The sequence below is a fragment of the Shewanella sp. 1CM18E genome, assembly GCF_023161665.1.
Classification (GTDB): Bacteria; Pseudomonadota; Gammaproteobacteria; order Enterobacterales; family Shewanellaceae; genus Shewanella.
Map to the genome: position 1 here is coordinate 70,788 of NZ_JALNTW010000010.1, position 18,500 is coordinate 89,287.

The following is an 18,500-nucleotide window of genomic DNA, read 5'->3' on the forward strand; positions in this document are numbered from 1 at the left end:
ACTTTCTGTCTTGGTATAATAGGCTGTACTTAAAAGGTAATGAAAGAGGTAGAGATAGTTTAGGTTACAGAAAATACCTTAAGACAATTATCTGCGTTTCAGTAAATTCTGCCTGCAAAGTAGTAGCTTAGTAGACTTTTATATCAGAGGGGGAAGCCCACCTTCAGATGAAGGTGGAGAGAGTTTGTTTTTGAACAGTTGGAGGTGTTGTTTGTAATGCTGGTTATAGCAGCGGCATTAGAAATCTTGAATCACCACTTCCTTTTAGGTTGGAATAACACATCAATATCATCGTCATCACTTTTGCTTTTAACGATAGCCGGCTGGGCATTTCTTTGTGCACCAGTGACTTCTTCTAACATAGCTTTTGCTTCTTCTACTTTACGAGCAATAAAAGGGTCATTAGGGGTTTGAGACTTGATTGTGTGTAATGTCCCTAAAGCCTTTGTAACCATTTGTTTTGCAGAACCATATTGTTTCATAAAGCAAGCTGCACGTCCCCGCGCTAACATGGAATCAACGTTAATACGTAGCTGTAAACTGTCGATACGCATCTCTTCTTCACTGAAAATACTAGGTTCAACTTTGCCTTTATTATGCTCGGCGCGCAGTATTGCCTTCATCTTCTTTAAGGTTTGCACCAAAGTGAGAACTTGGCGGTCATTATCAGGTAGACGAAATTGCTCAACTGGCGGCGCTGTTTTAGGGCTTGATTGTAAACTTTGAATTTGAGCCTGAAGATCTATCAATCGACGTTGGTAATCATTGCTTTGATTAGCGGCAAGTGGCAGAGCACCATTTAATGCTTCCTCTACGCGCTTATAAAGGACTAAAATGATACTCGAAGAGCAGGGGATAAGGCCTGTATTTGATAAAACTTCTTCGGTTTCATCAATGATTGCTCTGTGGCGTGCAAGTTCAGTCCGCCTTTCAGCTTCAACGCGCGCTTTTTGTTGTTGGATGATACTGATCCCGATTACAAGTAATAGCAATACGCCGATCAGAACCAAAACTGAAATAAATATCATAACAGGACCAATAAATTTACAATTCGGCCAATGCTACTATAAATCAACATTATAGGGTAGTAATCTTCATCAAGGTTTCTCGATAAGTGTTTCTTAGCGTTTGACTAATGTGCTATATTCCATTTGATATAATTATTTGGCTATACTATAACGAATAATTATACTTAAATGCGTCATTACTTATTTATTAGACAGGTCGTAAGCCTGCTACAAGGAAGGATAAAAGATGAAGTTGCAGCAACTTAGATACATAGCAGAGGTGGTGAACCACAATCTCAATGTTTCCGCGACAGCGGAGAATTTGTATACATCTCAACCTGGTATAAGTAAACAAGTACGTATGCTTGAAGATGAACTTGGCATTCAAATTTTTGGACGAAGTGGTAAGCATCTCACCCACGTAACTCCTGCGGGCCAACAAGTTATCAGCATCGCCAATGATATTTTAGGTAAAGTCGAAAGCATTAAGAAAGTTGCAGAAGAGTACACTAAGCCAGATCAAGGTGAGCTGAATATTGCCACTACCGATACTCAAGCTCGCTATGCTTTACCGCACATTATTCAAGGCTTTATCGACCGCTACCCTAAAGTTAACTTGCATATGCACCAAGGTACGCCATCACAAATTAGTGAATTAGCAGCCAGAGGTGATGCAGACTTTGCTATTGCAACTGAAGCCATGCACCTTTACAGCGATTTAATCATGTTGCCTTGTTATCACTGGAACCGTTCAATTGTGGTGACTCGTGATCATCCATTAGCAGCAAGAAGTAACATTAGTATTGAAGACTTAGCACGTTTTCCATTAGTGACTTATGTGTTTGGTTTTGACCGCGCATCAGAAATTGAAAAATCATTTAATCGTGCAGGGCTAGAGCCTCGAGTCGTATTTAGTGCAACCAGTGCTGATGTACTTAAAACCTACGTAAGACTTGGTTTAGGTGTAGGTGTTATAGCGTCAATGGCGATTGATGAGCACATGGATAAAGATTTGGTGGCAATTGATGCCAGCCATTTATTTGGTCATAGCACCACTAAAATTGGCTTTAGAAAGGGTAACTTCTTACGAACTTATATGTATGATTTTATCGAACACTTTGCACCGCATTTAACCCGCCCAGTGGTAGAGCAAGCAGTAGCGCTTCGTGATGCACAGCAGATTGAAGCCATGTTTAAAGATATTGAGCTACCGGTTCGTTAAAAGCCAGTTTGTCTTAACTAATGCCATAAAAAAACCTCGCAATCGCGAGGTTTTTTTATGGTGTACTAAGCCACTTTAGTTACTCAGTGCTAGATGATTCAGTGATTTAACACTCGACAATATTCACAGCTAAGCCACCTTTAGCGGTTTCTTTGTATTTACTGCGCATATCTTTACCAGTATCCATCATGGTCTTAATCACTTTATCCAGTGATACCTTGTGGTTACCGTCACCGCGCATAGCCATGCGTGAAGCGTTAATTGCTTTTACTGCGCCCATAGCATTACGTTCGATACAAGGAACTTGTACCAGGCCGCCAACTGGATCACAGGTTAGGCCTAAATTATGTTCCATGCCAATTTCAGCGGCGTTTTCTACATGCTCAACGGTGCCGCCCATGATTTCAGTTAACGCTGCCGCTGCCATAGAGCAGGCCACGCCCACTTCGCCTTGGCAGCCGACCTCGGCACCAGAAATTGAAGCATTCTTTTTATAAAGAATACCGATAGCTGCAGCTGTGAGTAAATAGCGACAACAGATGTCTTTATCAACTTCTTGTACAAACATATCGTAATAGCATAAAACGGCAGGAATAATGCCTGCAGCGCCATTAGTTGGCGCAGTCACAACGCGATCGCCGGCAGCATTTTGCTCATTAACTGAAAGTGCGAATAGGTCGACCCAATCCATAGCCGTTAGCGGATCAACACAGTTTTTACCTTCAGCTTTAAGGCGACGATACAGCGATGGTGCACGGCGTCTTAATTTTAATCCGCCAGGCAACATGCCTTCTTTTAAATAGCCACGTTCAACACAGTTTTTCATCGTTTGCCAAATATGCCATAGCTGCTCTTCAATTTCGTCACTATCGGCAATGCTTAGTTCGTTAGCCATCATTAGCGATGAAATACTAAAACCGTTTTCGGTACAAAGCTCTAACAGTTGTTGGGCAGAATTAAAGTCATAAGGCGCGGCTTTAATTGGTGTTGCAGGTGAAGCATCTTGAGCTTGAATTTCATCTTCATCAAGAATAAATCCACCACCAACAGAGTAATAAGTGCGCTCATATATACACTCGCCTGCTTTATAGGCGTATAACGTCATGGCGTTGGCGTGTGCTGGTAGACTTTTACGTCTGTGATAGGTGATACCGTTTGCACGGGTAAAGCGCACTGAACGCCCGCTAGCAAGTCGCAAACTCTCATCATCGCTGACTTGTTGTAAAATGGCGTCAATATTATCGGTATCAACAGTATCTGGTGCTTCACCCATTAGGCCTAAAATCACCGCTTTACCTGTACCGTGCCCTTTACCTGTTTGGCCTAAAGAGCCAAACAATTCCGAGCGTAATTCATCTATCTCATCTAGATGACCCAGTGCTTGTAACTGGTTGATAAAAACATTGCCGGCTTTCATCGGGCCAACGGTGTGGGAACTTGACGGCCCTATGCCGATTTTGAACATGTCGAATACACTAATCATGTTAAACCTTTATCGCTCTAGTCGTTATAATTATAACCAACTTCACTAAGATACTACTGGATGGAGGAATGACGCTATTCTTGGTATATTTCAGCTATCCAGTAAGTAAAAAACAATGCTTGTGGTTAATCTTAGTCGCTTGAATTATTGGTGTAAAAAAAGTATCCCATACTTTGAAGCCATCTTTAGCATTAGTTTTTTTGTATGCAATTTTAGAGTATTAGATAAACTAATTGTTTTTTAGTTGTCGCTATATTGTGTTTGTTCCAGCTTAATCTTGTATTATTTTAGGATTAACATGAGCTTATTAACTATTTTTAGCTTAATCCCAGCTGTTGTTTTATTCTATATTAGTTAGGCTAGATTTTATCTCGATAAAAAATTTGAGGGTTATATGAGTTATTTGATGTTAGATATCGAGTCCACAACGTTAGATCAAAGAGAATCAGCGCAGTTAACTCACCCTATGGTCGGCGGCCTTATTTTATTCAGCCGCAATTATGTTGATCGCGAGCAACTCATTGCGTTGATCAAATCAATCCGCGCTATTCGCCCGGATATTTTAATTGCAGTAGACCATGAAGGCGGCCGAGTGCAGCGTTTTCGTGATGGCTTTACGGTATTACCAGCTATGGGCGATATTTTACCTGCTGCAAAAGGCGATATGGTTCAGGCTAAAGCTTGGGCTACCGAGCTTGGATATCTAATGGCGATTGAGTTACTGGCTGTTGATATCGATTTAAGTTTCGCACCAGTACTAGACTTAAATGGTATTAGCCAAGTGATAGGTACCCGTAGTTTTAGCCCTGAAAAAGGCGAAGTTATTGAACTTGCGAGTGCGTTTATTGATGGTATGGAGCAAGCGGGCATGTGCGCTGTTGGTAAGCACTTTCCTGGGCATGGCAGTGTTGTTGCAGACTCTCATATTGCTAAACCTGTCGATGAGCGTACTAAAGATGAAATTTTTGCAGACGATATGCAGCCATTTTCAAATTTAATTGCTAAAAATAGATTGCAGGGCATTATGCCTGCACATGTTATTTACCCAAAAGTTGACAGCCAACCAGCAGGTTTTTCATCATTTTGGTTACAAGAAGTACTACGCCAGCAATTATCATTTAATGGTGTTATTTTTTCTGATGATCTTGGTATGAAAGGCGCTGCGGTTGCTGGTGGTTATACTGCAAGGGCGCAGTCTGCATTAGATGCTGGCTGTAATATGATTTTGGTATGCAATGACAGCGCCGGCGCAACGGAAGTGTTAGGTGGCGTAAATTGGCCAACAGACGATAAAGGTTTAAGCGCCAATTTACTTAAGCCGGATCATAAAAAGGTAGCATTAGCGCTACAAGATAATGCTCGCTGGGAACATGCTAAGGCAATTGCTAAAAGTTTGATTTAGCGCAATATGGTTTTAAGCTGAGCTTGCTAGGTTGGCTTATATTAATTTAAGAATTTGGTATTTGGGGGCAATATGATCCTTTACCTTCATGGGTTTGATGCAACAAGCCCAGGCAATCACGACAAAATGCGACAGTTGCAGTTCATCGATGATGATGTGCGTCTTGTGAGTTACAGTACGCTGCATCCTAAAAATGACATGCAATATTTATTGAACGAAGTGAATAAGCAAATTGCATCATCAGACGATACTGCACCTTTGATTATTGGTGTGGGTCTTGGTGGTTATTGGGCTGAGCGAATTGGTTTTTTAAATGGCATAAAATCGGTACTGATTAACCCTAACTTAGCACCACAAGATAATATGGTTGGAAAAATTGATCGGCCAGAAGAATACGCTGATATTGCCAATAAATGTGTTAAAGGCTTTCGCGACAAGAATAACGCTAAGGCTCTGTGCATTCTAGCCCGTAATGACACGGTGACGAATAACCAGGCTACAGAAGCGTTGCTTAAAGACTTTTATCCAATAGAGTGGGATGATGAGCAACAACATAAGTTTGCGTCTTTAGCGGCTCATTTACAGCTGATTAAGACATTTAAAGCCAGCTAACGTGTGACTAATATTAAAAGCTGCAATTTGTAGCTGCAGTATTTTAAATCATTATATAAAGCCATCAATTGCGTTAGCTCTTGGTGGTTTTTTTGTGTCTATTGAACCTTTCTGTTCAAAGAGTGTTAGTTTAAGCGAATGGCAAGATTAGTATTATACTGATCATATACAGTAAACGCCGGTGAGCAACAAGGAAGACCTTATGAAACGTGTTGTGATAAAGGTGAAAGGTAAGGTACAAGGTGTTTCGTATCGCCAGCATACACTAAGACAAGCAACAGCACTTGGCGTGACAGGCTACGTGAGTAATCTAAGTGATGGCTCGGTACAGGTTTTAGCACAAGGCGGTGAGCCCGCGGTGGATAAACTGATTAGTTGGTGTTATATAGGTTCGCCATCTTCACTCGTTGAAGATGTGTTTGTTGAGGAAGATGAGGCAGATGAGATCTACCTCGACTTTTCAATTATCCAACTTTAAAAGGTTGCGTCCGGCAGAGCTGCTGTATCGGTTTGAGGCTCTGGTTCTGCAACTCGTGCAGTTGGGTGTTCCATTTTACGAATTTGAATAATCATACCCATTTTAGGGTGATCAAAATAGTGCACTTCATCACTGCGAACACGTCGATTTTGAGTCATAGGAATAGAGTATAGGAACGGGCTGGTCACTTCTTGTGAACCTGTTTCTACTGTATTCGAATCAGCACGCAGTTCACTGCTCGCAAGTGTAACGGTTTTGCTGCCAGCTTCACGTAACCTAAAGTCGGTTTCAATAAACAGGTAATGTTGCAAATAGATATTTATCGTACCGTCAAACTTCCAAACAGGCTTTTGACTGTTATTAGAAAATTGAGTTCCAAAAAAGTCAAAGTTATCAAATTCTGAGCTACTGTTGCTCGTCTCTATAGGCTGACCGTTAAACTCATACTCTTCTGAATAGTCATGGCCAGAAAAAAGCTTAACCGGAACAGCGCGATTGCGAGGGAGCATAGATTGCTGCCAAGTCATATGCAGTAAGCTACTGGTGCCTTTTTCACGAGAAATGGTGGCCATAATATCTTTAAACTGACTTTGGCTTTGAGCTAAAAGTACAGCACCATCGCCTAAATGGGCCACTGCTGGATTTGGCGCCGAAATTTGCATCGGTACATCTGCCATTGCCTTATGTTTGGCACTACTCATTTGCTCGTTGCAATTTACGCTATCAGTCGCCCAATCTGTAGAGGTACAACCGTTTAATCCCATACTCACTGCTGTGAGATCGGTACTAATTAACGGCGTAATAAAATCTACAGTTTTACGGTTTGATTTGGTCGCTGTCTCAGTCGACCATTGCTCGGTTGTAGGAACATCGCGCTCGAAGATATAGACTTCGACCTCAAACCAGCGTTCTTCAGCCGCAAATGTATTCGCTGTAAAGCCAGATAAAAGGCTTACAGCTAAAGCTGCGCTTAGTCTGTTTTTAGATAGTCTTAACACGGTTATTCTCCAAGACGATGTTGAAACAACTGCTCGATTAACAGCTTAAGTAATGCGAGTCTGTCTTTTGCTGTTTCAGAAGGCATAGTAAATTTTAGCTTATTTGGCCCATCCATTCGATATACTTGGGGCTGAGTTTGCAGTAAGCCGATGATAAAGGTTGGATCAACCTTATTGTTTTCACCAAACTCTATACTACCACCTTTAGCGTGCATTTCGATTTTTCTTAAGCCTAACTGTGTGGCTAAATGCTTATAAAGCGTCATTTCCATCAAGTTTTTGGTGGCGTCAGGTAACATACCAAAACGGTCAATTAACTCGACTTTGAGTTCATCAATTGCTTTGGCTGTTTCACAGTTCGCGATACGTTTATAAAGCGACAAACGCATATTGACATCAGCAACATAATCTTCAGGTAATAATGCTGGGATCCTAAGCTCAATTTCACATTGGTGGCGCAGCATCTGATTTAGCGATGGCTCTTTACCTTGCTTGAGTGATTTAACTGCATCTTCAAGCATTTCCATATATAGAGTAAAACCAATTTTTGAAATATGACCGCTTTGCTCATCACCTAGCAGTTCACCAGCGCCGCGAATTTCTAGATCTTGAGTGGCGAGCATAAAGCCTGCACCTAGATCTTCTAATGCGCCAATCGCTTCGAGTCTTTTACGAGCGTCTTTGGTCATACGTTTAGGATGTGGCGTCATTAAATAAGCGTATGCTTGATGGTGTGAACGACCAACACGACCACGTAGCTGATGTAATTGTGCTAAACCAAAGTTGTCAGCTCGCTCAATAACTATGGTGTTGGCTGAAGGCACATCGATACCGGTTTCAATGATGGTGGTACAAACAAGTACGTTAAAGCGCTGGTGATAAAAATCAGACATCACCTTTTCTAGCTCGCGCTCGCGCATTTGGCCGTGTGCGGTCACGACGCGTGCTTCAGGCAGCAAGTCACGGATCTCATCGGCTCGTTTTTCAATGCTTTCAACGCTGTTATGTAAGAAGTAGACTTGGCCACCCCTTAATATTTCTCGTAACAACGCCTCACGAATAGTCGCTTCATCATATTCTCTGACAAAAGTTTTTACCGCTAAACGTTTAGCTGGAGGCGTGGCGATAATCGATAAATCGCGCATGCCCGACATCGCCATATTCAGCGTTCGCGGAATTGGTGTTGCCGTTAAGGTTAAAATATCTACATTGGCACGCAGCGCTTTAATTTTCTCTTTTTGCCTGACACCAAAACGGTGTTCTTCGTCGATAATGAGTAAGCCTAGATTTTCAAACTTTGCTTCAGATTGCAGTAGTTTATGGGTACCGATAACGATATCCACTTTGCCATCAAGTAAGTCTTGCATGACTTGTGTTTGTTCTTTGGCGGTTTTAAAGCGTGACATGACTTCAATTTTAAACGGCCAATCAGCAAATCTGTCTTTAAAGTTTTCATAATGTTGCTGAGCGAGTAGGGTGGTTGGCACCAAAATCGCGACTTGCTTACCGTCATTTACTGCAACAAAAGCCGCGCGCATAGCGACCTCGGTTTTACCAAAGCCTACATCACCACACACAAGTCTATCCATCGCCGTTGGTGAGCGCATATCTTCAAGAACGGCTTCAATAGCGGTTTCTTGATCGACGGTTTCCTCATAAGGGAAGCTATTGGCAAACAAGGCGTACTCTTCTTGGTCAATACGGCACGCCTCACCAGGTCGTGCTTGTCTGCGAGCATAAACATCGAGTAGCTCTGCTGCGACGTCACGGATTTTTTCGACTGCTTTTTTCTTGGCTTTGGCCCAGCTTTCGTTACCAAGTTTGTTAAGCGTTGCTTCTTCATCAGGGCCAACACTGTAGCGACTAATTAAATGCAGGGAAGCAACCGGAACGTATAGCTTATCGCCACCGGAATATTCTAGAACCAAATATTCAGCAACTAAGCCTCCAGTGTCTAATGTTTCAAGACCTTGGTAACGGGCGACACCATGATCAAGGTGAACAATCGGTTGGCCAACTTTGAGCTCAGCAAGGTTTTTAACCAGTGCGTCTGAGCTTATTTGGCGCTGCTTGTCACGGCGTCGTCTTTGTGAAATACGCTGCCCAAAAAGTTCCGTTTCACAAATTAAACTGAATTTGCCACCGGTCTTTTTCTCGATGATACAGCCTTGCGCTAAAGGCGACACAATAAGGCCAAGCTTGGCTTTGCTAGCAACAAACTCATCTAAGTGGGCAAACAGTTTAGGCTTAAGGTTGATTTTGGCTAACAGCTCAAGTAGCGCTTCTCGGCGACCTTCAGACTCTGCGCTAAACAGCATTCTGTCGCCAAGTTCGGCGTACTTTTCAAGCTCAATTAATGGCTGCTTGAGTTTGTGATTAGCGCTAATATCTGGAAGCTTGCTGACTTTGGCTTGAACCGCGGTACCTGTGTAACCAGTATTTTTAAGGCCAAAGCGGGGCAGTGCTTTAAATTCAGAAAATATTTGCTCTGTGAGTAAATACAACTCTTTTGGGGCCAGCAGTGGTCTTAAAGGGTCGACTCGTCGGTCTTCATAGCGCGCTTCAACTTCATTAAGGTGTGACTGAGTCGCAGCTTCAATATCACCAATAGTCACCAGCTGAGTATTAGTTGGTAAATAATCGAAGAGGGTGGCGGTTTCATCAAAAAACAGCGGTAAATAGTTTTCGATGCCTGCTGGCATGGTCTTTTTACTGACCATTTGGTAAATCGATCCCGGCTCTTTAACTAAAACTTCAAAGCGGCGGCGATACCTTTGTCTAAATCCTTCAATCGCACTGTCATCGGTTGGAAACTCTTTCGCTGGCAATAGGCGAATAGCATTTATCTCTTTGCTAGAGCGCTGAGTTTCAGGATCGAAATGACGAATAGTTTCCACTTCATCGTCAAATAGCTCGATTCTAAATGGCTGACTTGAGCCCATTGGAAAGATATCGATGATGGAACCACGAACGGCAAATTCACCATGTTCGTAAACCTGTTCAACCACATGGTAACCGGTATTAATTAACTGCTCGCGCACATCTAACAGGCGATATTTATCGCCTTTTTCAAGCATCAGTACGTTGCCTGTCAGAAACGATTGTGGCGGTAGACGCACCATTAAGGTGGTGATAGGCACAATTACTACTGCTTGCTCAGCTTGTGGAATGCGCGATAAGGCTTCTAAACGTTGTGATACTAAGTCTTGATGTGGCGAAAAACTGTCGTAAGGTAAGGTTTCTCGGTCTGGGAAAAGCCAAATCGATATTGACTGCTCACTCAGTAAGTAGCTTAGTTCGGATTCAAGCGCGATTGCCGTCGGCGTGTCGGCGGTAACCACTAAGGTTACATCCTTGTGCTGTTTAGCAATGTTGGCGATGGTTAGCGCTTGATCAGCGCCGCCGAGTGTACACAGCGTTTGCGCGAGTTTTGCGCTCTTGACCGCTGGTGGAGTCAATACAGAAAAAGCATTCATTAAGGCGAGGAAACAAGTCCATTAGCAGTAAAGTTGCTAAGTATTGTAGAGGCTTGTCTCAACTCATGCCAGTGAAAATTCTTTTTGTGTTAACGGGCTAACTTACGTAATTTAAGTTGTTTTTGTTGCAAGCTTAAGCTGGCTTTTACCAGTTGCTCTACATCGCTTTCTTGGATCACACTAAAGCTAAATTCACAGGCGTAGCGTAAAGGCGCGGCTCCACTCTCGCTTGTTGATGCACCTAGCTCATGGCTATTATCTGCAAGTAATGTGCAGCTGTGTACTTTGGCAATGCATAAAAGCGCGATGAGTTCCTCTTTAATATGCAAGGTCGCTTTATATTCACGCCCAAGTTCAAGCGCAGTAGTGCTAATTACAGTAAAGCCGCTACCACCAAAGTGGCTTGCTTGATATAAGTCACCGTCATATTGCTCTTTTGCCATTACATGTTGCAACACCATGTCGATTTTGCGCGATTGCAACTTTAAAAACTCAACGACGGTTTTGGCTTCATCGTCGAGGTGGCGCAGTTGCAATAAGCAATCAGATTCAAGTGCTTTAACGTCACTAATTAGTTGCAGTCCACTTGGTAACATGGCGCTGAGTAACTCCGCAGAGGGAAGCGGATTAGCACTGTCCCAAAGACTCAAATAGGCATCAAATGGATGATTAATACTAAAATAGACTGTAGAGTCGGTTAACAAGGGAGTTGCCTCTTGTTTTTAGGGGGCTAATACCCCTATTATCGTGCGCATCTTTATGATTTAGCAAGGTTAGACACAAAAATGTCGGGTTTGGAGGTAATGTTTAGATAAACCCTCCAGAGATTTTTGTGAAGCGTTGAGCAACTATCCCTAAAGCTAAGGGAGTGAGTCTAAGTGTTCACTTGGACTATGAGCTCAACTTAAGTCGATTTTATTTGGGTTTATTAATGAATTTTTCATTATCGTTTTATATTGGCTACCGTTATTGGCGCGCGCGCAAAGCCAATGCGTTTGCATCATTTATTACTATCTTTGCGGTATCTGGCATTTTACTCGGGGTCGCTGCCTTAATCGTTGTTAGCTCGGTAATGAATGGCCTTGAAGGTCAGCTTAAACAACGTATTTTAGGTGCGGTTCCTCAGCTTACTGTGCATTCACCAGCGCCAATAGATAACTGGCAACAACAAGTCGTTAAGCTTACCGAGCTTCCTGGTGTAGTTGGTGCAACCGCGAGCGTGTCAACTCAAGCTATGTTGCAGTCACCGACTAACATTGGCGCAGCCCAAGTTTATGGTGTGTATCCTGAGCAGGAGAAAAGCCTACTGAGTGCGACCAGAAACGTATATTCAGGGGATTTTGACACTTTAGTAGCGGGTAAGTATCGCATTATTTTAGGAGCTGAATTAGCTCGAATGTTGGATGTGGCACCCGGGGATAAAATTCGCGTATTGAGTGGTGATGGCGTGGTATATACGCCACTTGGACCTGTGCCGAGCCAGCGTAAGTTTACTGTTGTGGGTATTTTTGAAATGGGGTCTCAGGTGGATGCCACGCTCGCCTATGTGCACCACGATGATGCTCAAAGGCTTATGCGTCAAACTGCGGGAGAAGTGAAAGAACTGCGCCTTTATCTGGATGATCCTTTTAATGCCGCGGCGATAGCCCCAAAAGTTATCAAGCAATTTCCAACTGTAGTCACCACAACTGATTGGAGTGATACATACGGTCATCTGTTTGGCGCAGTGAAAATGGAAAAGAATATGATGTCGTTAATGCTCAGTCTTATTATCGCAGTGGCTGCATTTAATATTGTATCGGCATTGGTCATGATGGTTGTTGATAAAACCACTGATGTAGCGGTACTCAAGACTCAAGGGCTAACGACTTCAAATGTGATGGGGATCTTCCTTATTCAAGGCTCTTTAAATGCTGTGATTGGCTTGTTATCTGGCGTGGCTGTGGGCGTATTGCTTACGCTTAACCTTAATAGCATTACTCATGCACTTGGGATCTCTATATTAGGAGCCGGGCAAAACTTACCGGTTCAATTGCAGTTAAGCCAATTAACTTGGATTGTAGTGGGCACTTTGTTGATCACCTTAGTGGCAACTATTTACCCTGCGATACGTGCGGCGAATGTTCAGCCAGCAACCGCGCTAAGATATGAATAAGTTCGATATCAACACAAAGCGATTCGAGTAGATCACGATTAAAGATATGAATAGCGAGTTAAGAATGAATCAAGAGTTATTGCTACAAGTGAGTAACGTCAGTAAGCGTTATCAAGAAGGTACTGTCGATACCCAAGTTTTGCATGATGTCGATCTACAGGTTTTTAAAGGCGAGCAGCTCGCGATAGTCGGCAGTTCTGGTTCAGGTAAAAGTACTTTATTGCATATTATGGGCACCCTTGATAGCCCTACTAGTGGCAAAGTAACCATGTTAGGTGAAGATCTCTATAAGCTATCTAGCGCTCGTCAAGCCAAAGTGCGTAACGAAAACTTAGGGTTTATTTATCAGTTCCATCATTTGTTGCCTGAGTTCACCGCTCTTGAAAACGTTTCTATGCCAGCGCTTATTCAAGGTAAAAGCCGTAAACAGGTTGAAGCAAAAGCGACAGCACTGCTGGAACGTGTCGGGCTTGGACACAGATTAAAGCATACGCCTGCTGAAATGTCGGGCGGAGAGCGTCAACGTGTGGCAATAGCTCGAGCTTTGATTAACGACCCTAAGCTAGTGTTAGCTGATGAGCCAACGGGTAATCTCGATGCTAAAAGTGGTGAAGCCGTATATCAGCTCATTACCGAGCTTGCTGCTCAATTTGGTACCGCTTTTGTTGTTGTGACTCATGATCAAAAATTAGCTGCGCGCATGGATAGACAGCTGCACATGAAAGATGGCCGCTTAGTGCAACAACAGGAACTCACTGCATGAGAAGTTTGTTAGCTATGTGGGTAGGCTGGCGTTTTTATTTAGGGCGTCAGTCTAATGGATTTATTAACTTTATTTCGTTCGCTTCAACGGCTGGTATTGCGTTAGGTGTCACTGTACTCATTGTTGTGTTATCAGCGATGAATGGCTTTGAAAAAGAGTTGGAGCAACGTTTATTAGGAGTGGTATCTCATGGCGAACTTATTGGTGTAAACGAGCCTATTCATGATTGGCAGAATATCGTCAATGACGCTAATCAGATCCCCGGGATTGTTGCCGCAGCGCCTTTTGTCCGTATGCAAGGGTTAGTACAGAAAGTTGGCGGTTTTCAGGGGCTAACCGTGCTTGGTATTGATATTAATAATGAAGCAAATGTTTCCAATATTAAGCAATTTATGTCCGAGCAAAGCTGGCAAAGTCTGGGTGAGCAAGAGACGAACAATATTGTATTAGGCCGCGGACTTGCCAAAAGTTTAGATCTGAAAGTGGGTCAGACTCTTAGCTTATACATGCCTAATGTTAACGGTCAGTCACAAGGCAAAATAGCTGCAGCTAAAAGCCATCGCTTTGTAGTATCGGGAATTTTTGAGCTTGGTGGTGAACTGGACATGAGCACGGCTTATATTCCGATGCAACATGCTGCCAAGACGCTCAATTTAGGCGATAGTGTGTCTGGGGTGAGAATTAAAGTTGATGATGTGTTTGCAGCGCCAAGGCTTATTAGAGATCTTGGCTATAGTCAGCAGCAATACGTGTATATATCAGATTGGACCCGCACCCAAGGTCATCTTTACCAAGATATCCAGCTGGTGCGAATGGTAATGTATTTGGTGCTAGCCTTAGTGATTGCAGTTGCCTGTTTTAATATTGTTTCAACCTTAGTGATGGCGGTACGTGACAAGCAATCAGAAATCGCAATCTTGCTTACCATGGGCATGAAAAAAGCGTCCGTAATGCTGATATTTGTTGTGCAAGGGGCTTTTAACGGCTTGTTGGGCTGTGCAATCGGCGCGGTGCTTGGGGTTAGTATTTCAGTTAATTTAAGTGCGATAGCAAAAGGTATTGAATCAATATTAGGGATCCAATTACTGTCGGCAGATGTGTATTTTATTGACTTCTTACCGTCAGAGCTCAATAGCGCTGATGTTGTCACTGTGGTGTGCTTAGCTTTCATTATGAGTGTGATTGCAACTTTATACCCAGCATGGAAAGCGAGCCAGACGCTACCAGCAAGAGCATTGGCTGGAAGGTAGTTGTTCGCATCTTTTCTCTTAGTTATTAACTAAATAAAAACGCCAGCAATCGCTGGCGTTTTATCATATTAAATAGGTCTGTGTTACAAAACTACTCATTTAACCAAGTAAATGCATCATGTTCATTGTCAAAGAATTTCATTTCGCCAGCGACAAACCAAGCACCTAATTTTGCTGCAAGTTCTTGCCAATCTTTATTGCCATAAAGTGCAATTTTTACAAATTGATTGCCATGCTTAAGCCCTAGTTTAAAGTCATCCCAAGCGGCACTTAGCTCCCATCCTTCTAGCTCGGTTGCATCGAATAGTGCTTTGATTTTTGGCTGCTTAACCTCTGATAACGCTGAGTCAATTACTGGGGTTATGGCCAGATAATCGCTGTGGGTTAACTTGCCTTTAGCTTTGAGAGTGAGAAAGAATTCATCTGCAACTCTTTCTATCCCGATAGAAAAACCATGTCTCAATGCATTCATAAAAATCATCCTTGTAAAATGAAGAATAGGTTGCAGCCTTAACTGCCTGATTGAAAACTATTACGGATAACGACATTGATATCAATCTATATCACGTTTATGCTCTCGAGTAATTTAGGGCTTTAGCTAAAAGGCTGTGCGATATAATCAGCTTTTTGACTGTATTAGGTATAGAAGAGCTTGGAGACAAAACAAGCCAAAAGGAATCAAAAATGGATCAGCAAGTGTATGCGATTGGCGTAAAAGGTCAGAAATGGGGCGACGCAGAAAAAGCTCAATGGCTGAATGTTCAGTCAGTTAAGCGCTCTTATCAAGATGAAGTGCTCGTTAAGGTACAGGCGTTAAAAGAACGCTTTGATGTAGAGCAATATGGCGCGCTTTCTTATGATGCAGAGCGTTATCCTTTATTTGCCGTTAAATCAAAGAACTGGGACCTAACCAAGCCGACTATCTTGGTTACTGGTGGTGTTCATGGGTACGAAACCAGTGGTGTGCAAGGTGCGATTCGTTTTATTGAAACTAAGGCAGATCAATACGCTGAACAATTCAATATCTTAGTTACGCCATGCATTAGCCCTTGGGGATATGAAACCATAAACCGTTGGAACCCAAAAGCAATCGACCCGAACCGCTCTTTCTATGCTGATAGCCCTGCTGAAGAGTCGGCTGCATTAATCAAGCTCTTATCCGATTTAGGTGTTGAGATTTTTGCCCATATTGATTTACATGAAACTACTGACACCGACAACAGCGAATTTAGACCAGCGCTTGCTGCTCGTGACGCCGTGGAGCATACAAACTGGAATATCCCTGATGGTTTTTATCTTGTGGGTGATACGATTAATCCACAAGATGCGTTTCAAACAGCCATGATTAAATCTGTAGAGCAGGTAACCCATATTGCGCCAGCCGATGAAGATGGCAAGTTAATCGGGGTTGAATTATCTCAGTTTGGTGTGATTAATTACGCGACCAAAGCACTTGGTCTATGTGCCGGTGTAACAAATGCGAAATATGTGACTACAACCGAAGTGTACCCAGACAGTCCATTGTCAGATGATGAAAACTGCATTCTTGCGCAAGTTGCCGCAATTACGGGTGGGTTGGATCACCTGTTGAGCTTGTAATTAGTTTAATTTTTGAATGTTGTAAAAGCAAAAGCCTGAAACTGATTTCAGGCTTTTTGGTTTCTAGCAACCGTTTGACACTAAGTTAAAGAAAGCTGGCTCAGTTCCTGTTGCTGTTACGTTGTAGTGTAAATGACAGTCACTATTAATATTGTGCCCTTGTGGAAATATAAAAACGCCTGCGTTTGGAATGTTATATAACCCCCAATCTTCAGTAAATGAGTCTGTAGGGTTTGATAGCTCTGCAAATAGCCCGTCAATAGCTTTGGGTAAATTTTCAGCTGTAGGCGCGATATAACCAACAATCGTCATAATTTTCACCCCGTTCAGCTCAATCTCGCCGGGATTTAACTTTTCTTGTGAATCGATAGCCGCTTTTGAATATACCAAGGCGTTTGCTGATTTAATACTGCCTTGTAATCCTTCTAAACTGGCCTTTGTTGCATCGTTAGTCAAATTAATAAACTTAGGTGCAGCTGTTACAGCGAGTATGCCGAGAATGATAATGACCACGACAAGTTCTATTAAGGTGAATCCTTGGTGACTAGAGTATTTCATAAAGACCTATCTCATATATTGGAAGCATATTGAATTATGTTGGATTCAAAAACGGCAGAGTAACTTAAGTTATAACTATTGCCTATAAGGGGAGCTTGAGTCTTTAGCTGTTTTGTTGGTTAAATGTGTGAATTGTTACGTATGTCGCACTTAATAAGCTGAAGTCGGTAAGGTTTTTCATGCACTATGCTGAGTTTTCTCAGCTATTTTGATTTTCTTCAGGTTTAATACGCAAGACACCTACCGCAATAGCGCTGTGTTGCTAGATAAAGATAACAGGCTTTGGAGGGCCTCTAATGATGAAACTATTCAAACAATTTTGGTTTTGGTTCGGCCTACTGCTCTGTCCGTTATTGATGATTGCGAGCATATTTAATCTTGGTCGATTTCTTGGCTATACCTTAGTGAGTGAACAACCTTTTTTGCAAGCGTTGAATACCGGCAGCATAGGAATTGAACTATTGATAACGCTGAGTTTAGGTATTTGTGCGACTTTTGAGTTTTCGCGTTCGCTGCGTCTGGCTAAAGTTAAGTTTGCTAAAAATGGTGTGTTCAGTTAATAAAGGTTGGGCTACCAGGGTAGTATCGAGCCATCATAACTATAAAACTTACCAGTATCACTCGCACTGGTATCACGGATGATACGGCTTAAACAATCGGCTACATATTCAGGGGTAAATAGTTTTCCCTCTGGCACATTACGCTGAAATTGTTTCGATAACTCAGTATCTGTGGTACCTGGGTGAAATACCAATACGCAGGTATTAGCCTGCTTGAAACGCCATTCGATACTGATTGTTTTCATTGCCATGTTGAGCGCCGCTTTTGAGCTTCTATAGCTCACCCAGCCCCCAAGACGGTTATCCTCAATGCTGCCAATTTTGGCAGAAATAGTAATAAAGTGACTCGTGGATTTAGCAGTTAAATGCCTCGAGAAATACGCTGCGAGTAGTAAGCTAGGCGTGACATTGATGGCAATGTTCTTGTTGAAAAAATCGCTATTAAACTCTTTTATGCTTTTCTCTGGGTTATGCTCACCATCATGGAGCATGCCTACAGCGTTTACCAACAAGCGTAAACTCGGGAGCTGATTGGCCAGCTCTTCAATATCACTTTCTACAGTCACATTAACTTTGTACCAAGTCAGGTTAGGGTGATTAAGTGAGGGCTTTTGAGTCCGATAGGTCGCAAATACGTTTACATCATTGGATGTTAGGTAATGTTTTACTAGTGCTAAGCCGATACCGCCAGAGCCGCCAACTATCAATACATTCACAGTTATTTCCTTACAGTATTCGAAGTGTCTAACTCAATATCTAGCTCCCAATAGTGATAGCGCTTTGGGCCTGTACTAGTAAGGTTAGTTTTACGGTAATTAAGTGCGTGAAAGTTATTACGATTGGACTTCGCAAGGGGATCAGTAAGTTGATGCAGCCTTAGAATTTCAACCGCGAATACAGAGCTTGGGACAACTGATGGTTTTACTTGGGGAAATGA

At 42.5% G+C, this 18,500-nt stretch carries 17 protein-coding genes; 9 read left to right on the forward strand and 8 right to left on the reverse strand.

The genetic code is table 11. The features are described 5' to 3' along the window. Positions 1–251 precede the first annotated feature (251 nt). Positions 252–1,028, reverse strand: coding sequence for a hypothetical protein (locus tag MSG37_RS13955; RefSeq protein ID WP_248471266.1), 777 nt, complete (start codon positions 1,026–1,028; stop codon positions 252–254). 226 nt (positions 1,029–1,254) lie between these two features. Here MSG37_RS13955 and cysB point away from each other — a divergent pair, with 226 nt between their 5' ends. After that, positions 1,255–2,229 carry an HTH-type transcriptional regulator CysB gene (cysB, locus tag MSG37_RS13960; RefSeq protein ID WP_248471267.1) on the forward strand — a complete coding sequence of 325 codons (975 nt, stop codon included), beginning with the start codon at positions 1,255–1,257 and terminating at the stop codon, positions 2,227–2,229. A 106-nt stretch (positions 2,230–2,335) separates the two neighbouring features. Here cysB and MSG37_RS13965 read toward each other — a convergent pair whose 3' ends face one another. Then, positions 2,336–3,712: an L-serine ammonia-lyase gene (locus tag MSG37_RS13965; RefSeq protein ID WP_248471268.1), complete on the reverse strand. Its 1,377-nt coding sequence runs from the start codon at positions 3,710–3,712 to the stop codon at positions 2,336–2,338. A 394-nt stretch (positions 3,713–4,106) separates the two neighbouring features. Here MSG37_RS13965 and nagZ point away from each other — a divergent pair, with 394 nt between their 5' ends. The 3 genes from nagZ to MSG37_RS13980 all read left to right on the forward strand — a co-directional run bounded on the left by nagZ (position 4,107) and on the right by MSG37_RS13980 (position 6,204). Beyond that, entirely contained in the window at positions 4,107–5,114 is a 1,008-nt protein-coding gene (nagZ, locus tag MSG37_RS13970) for a beta-N-acetylhexosaminidase (protein ID WP_248471269.1), read from the forward strand. 72 nt (positions 5,115–5,186) lie between these two features. Beyond that, the gene (gene ycfP / locus MSG37_RS13975) at positions 5,187–5,726 is read left to right on the forward strand and encodes an alpha/beta hydrolase YcfP (RefSeq protein ID WP_248471270.1); all 540 of its coding nucleotides are present in this window, start codon (positions 5,187–5,189) and stop codon (positions 5,724–5,726) included. A 202-nt stretch (positions 5,727–5,928) separates the two neighbouring features. Further along, a complete protein-coding gene (locus MSG37_RS13980; RefSeq protein WP_248471271.1) occupies positions 5,929–6,204 on the forward strand; it encodes an acylphosphatase in 276 nt (91 codons plus the stop codon). Here the strand turns inward: MSG37_RS13980 and MSG37_RS13985 are convergent. The 3 genes from MSG37_RS13985 to MSG37_RS13995 all read right to left on the reverse strand — a co-directional run bounded on the left by MSG37_RS13985 (position 6,201) and on the right by MSG37_RS13995 (position 11,382). Beyond that, positions 6,201–7,202: a peptidoglycan binding protein CsiV gene (locus tag MSG37_RS13985; RefSeq protein ID WP_248471272.1), complete on the reverse strand. Its 1,002-nt coding sequence runs from the start codon at positions 7,200–7,202 to the stop codon at positions 6,201–6,203. The two genes, MSG37_RS13980 and MSG37_RS13985, sit on opposite strands and share 4 nt — an antisense overlap. Before the next feature lie 2 nt (positions 7,203–7,204). Then, positions 7,205–10,678, reverse strand: coding sequence for a transcription-repair coupling factor (mfd, locus tag MSG37_RS13990; protein ID WP_248471273.1), 3,474 nt, complete (start codon positions 10,676–10,678; stop codon positions 7,205–7,207). An 89-nt stretch (positions 10,679–10,767) separates the two neighbouring features. Further along, positions 10,768–11,382, reverse strand: a complete 615-nt coding sequence (locus tag MSG37_RS13995; RefSeq protein ID WP_248471274.1) for a hypothetical protein — start codon at positions 11,380–11,382, stop codon at positions 10,768–10,770. 227 nt (positions 11,383–11,609) lie between these two features. On the opposite strand from MSG37_RS13995, the gene MSG37_RS14000 reads away from it, so the two are divergent. The 3 genes from MSG37_RS14000 to lolE all read left to right on the forward strand — a co-directional run bounded on the left by MSG37_RS14000 (position 11,610) and on the right by lolE (position 14,846). Further along, the gene (locus MSG37_RS14000; protein WP_248471275.1) at positions 11,610–12,833 is read left to right on the forward strand and encodes a lipoprotein-releasing ABC transporter permease subunit; all 1,224 of its coding nucleotides are present in this window, start codon (positions 11,610–11,612) and stop codon (positions 12,831–12,833) included. 64 nt (positions 12,834–12,897) lie between these two features. Beyond that, complete coding sequence (gene lolD / locus MSG37_RS14005) at positions 12,898–13,596, forward strand: lipoprotein-releasing ABC transporter ATP-binding protein LolD (RefSeq protein WP_248471276.1); 699 nt, start codon at positions 12,898–12,900, stop codon at positions 13,594–13,596. Beyond that, positions 13,593–14,846, forward strand: a complete 1,254-nt coding sequence (gene lolE, locus MSG37_RS14010; protein WP_248471277.1) for a lipoprotein-releasing ABC transporter permease subunit LolE — start codon at positions 13,593–13,595, stop codon at positions 14,844–14,846. The genes lolD and lolE overlap by 4 nt, the downstream gene beginning before the upstream one ends. Positions 14,847–14,937: 91 nt before the next feature. Here the strand turns inward: lolE and MSG37_RS14015 are convergent, their stop codons facing one another. Further along, entirely contained in the window at positions 14,938–15,318 is a 381-nt protein-coding gene (locus tag MSG37_RS14015) for an STAS/SEC14 domain-containing protein (protein WP_248471278.1), read from the reverse strand. 212 nt (positions 15,319–15,530) lie between these two features. On the opposite strand from MSG37_RS14015, the gene MSG37_RS14020 reads away from it, so the two are divergent. After that, a complete protein-coding gene (locus MSG37_RS14020) occupies positions 15,531–16,445 on the forward strand; it encodes a M14 family metallocarboxypeptidase (protein ID WP_248471279.1) in 915 nt (304 codons plus the stop codon). A 63-nt stretch (positions 16,446–16,508) separates the two neighbouring features. Here the strand turns inward: MSG37_RS14020 and MSG37_RS21350 are convergent, their stop codons facing one another. Further along, positions 16,509–17,003, reverse strand: coding sequence for a prepilin-type N-terminal cleavage/methylation domain-containing protein (locus tag MSG37_RS21350; RefSeq protein WP_282446673.1), 495 nt, complete (start codon positions 17,001–17,003; stop codon positions 16,509–16,511). A gap of 296 nt (positions 17,004–17,299) precedes the next feature. Here MSG37_RS21350 and MSG37_RS14030 point away from each other — a divergent pair, with 296 nt between their 5' ends. Next, positions 17,300–17,563, forward strand: a complete 264-nt coding sequence (locus MSG37_RS14030) for a hypothetical protein (RefSeq protein ID WP_248471280.1) — start codon at positions 17,300–17,302, stop codon at positions 17,561–17,563. Positions 17,564–17,574: 11 nt separating this feature from the next. On the opposite strand, the gene MSG37_RS14035 is transcribed toward MSG37_RS14030, so the two are convergent. Next, entirely contained in the window at positions 17,575–18,279 is a 705-nt protein-coding gene (locus MSG37_RS14035) for an SDR family NAD(P)-dependent oxidoreductase (protein WP_248471281.1), read from the reverse strand. Positions 18,280–18,500 lie beyond the last annotated feature (221 nt).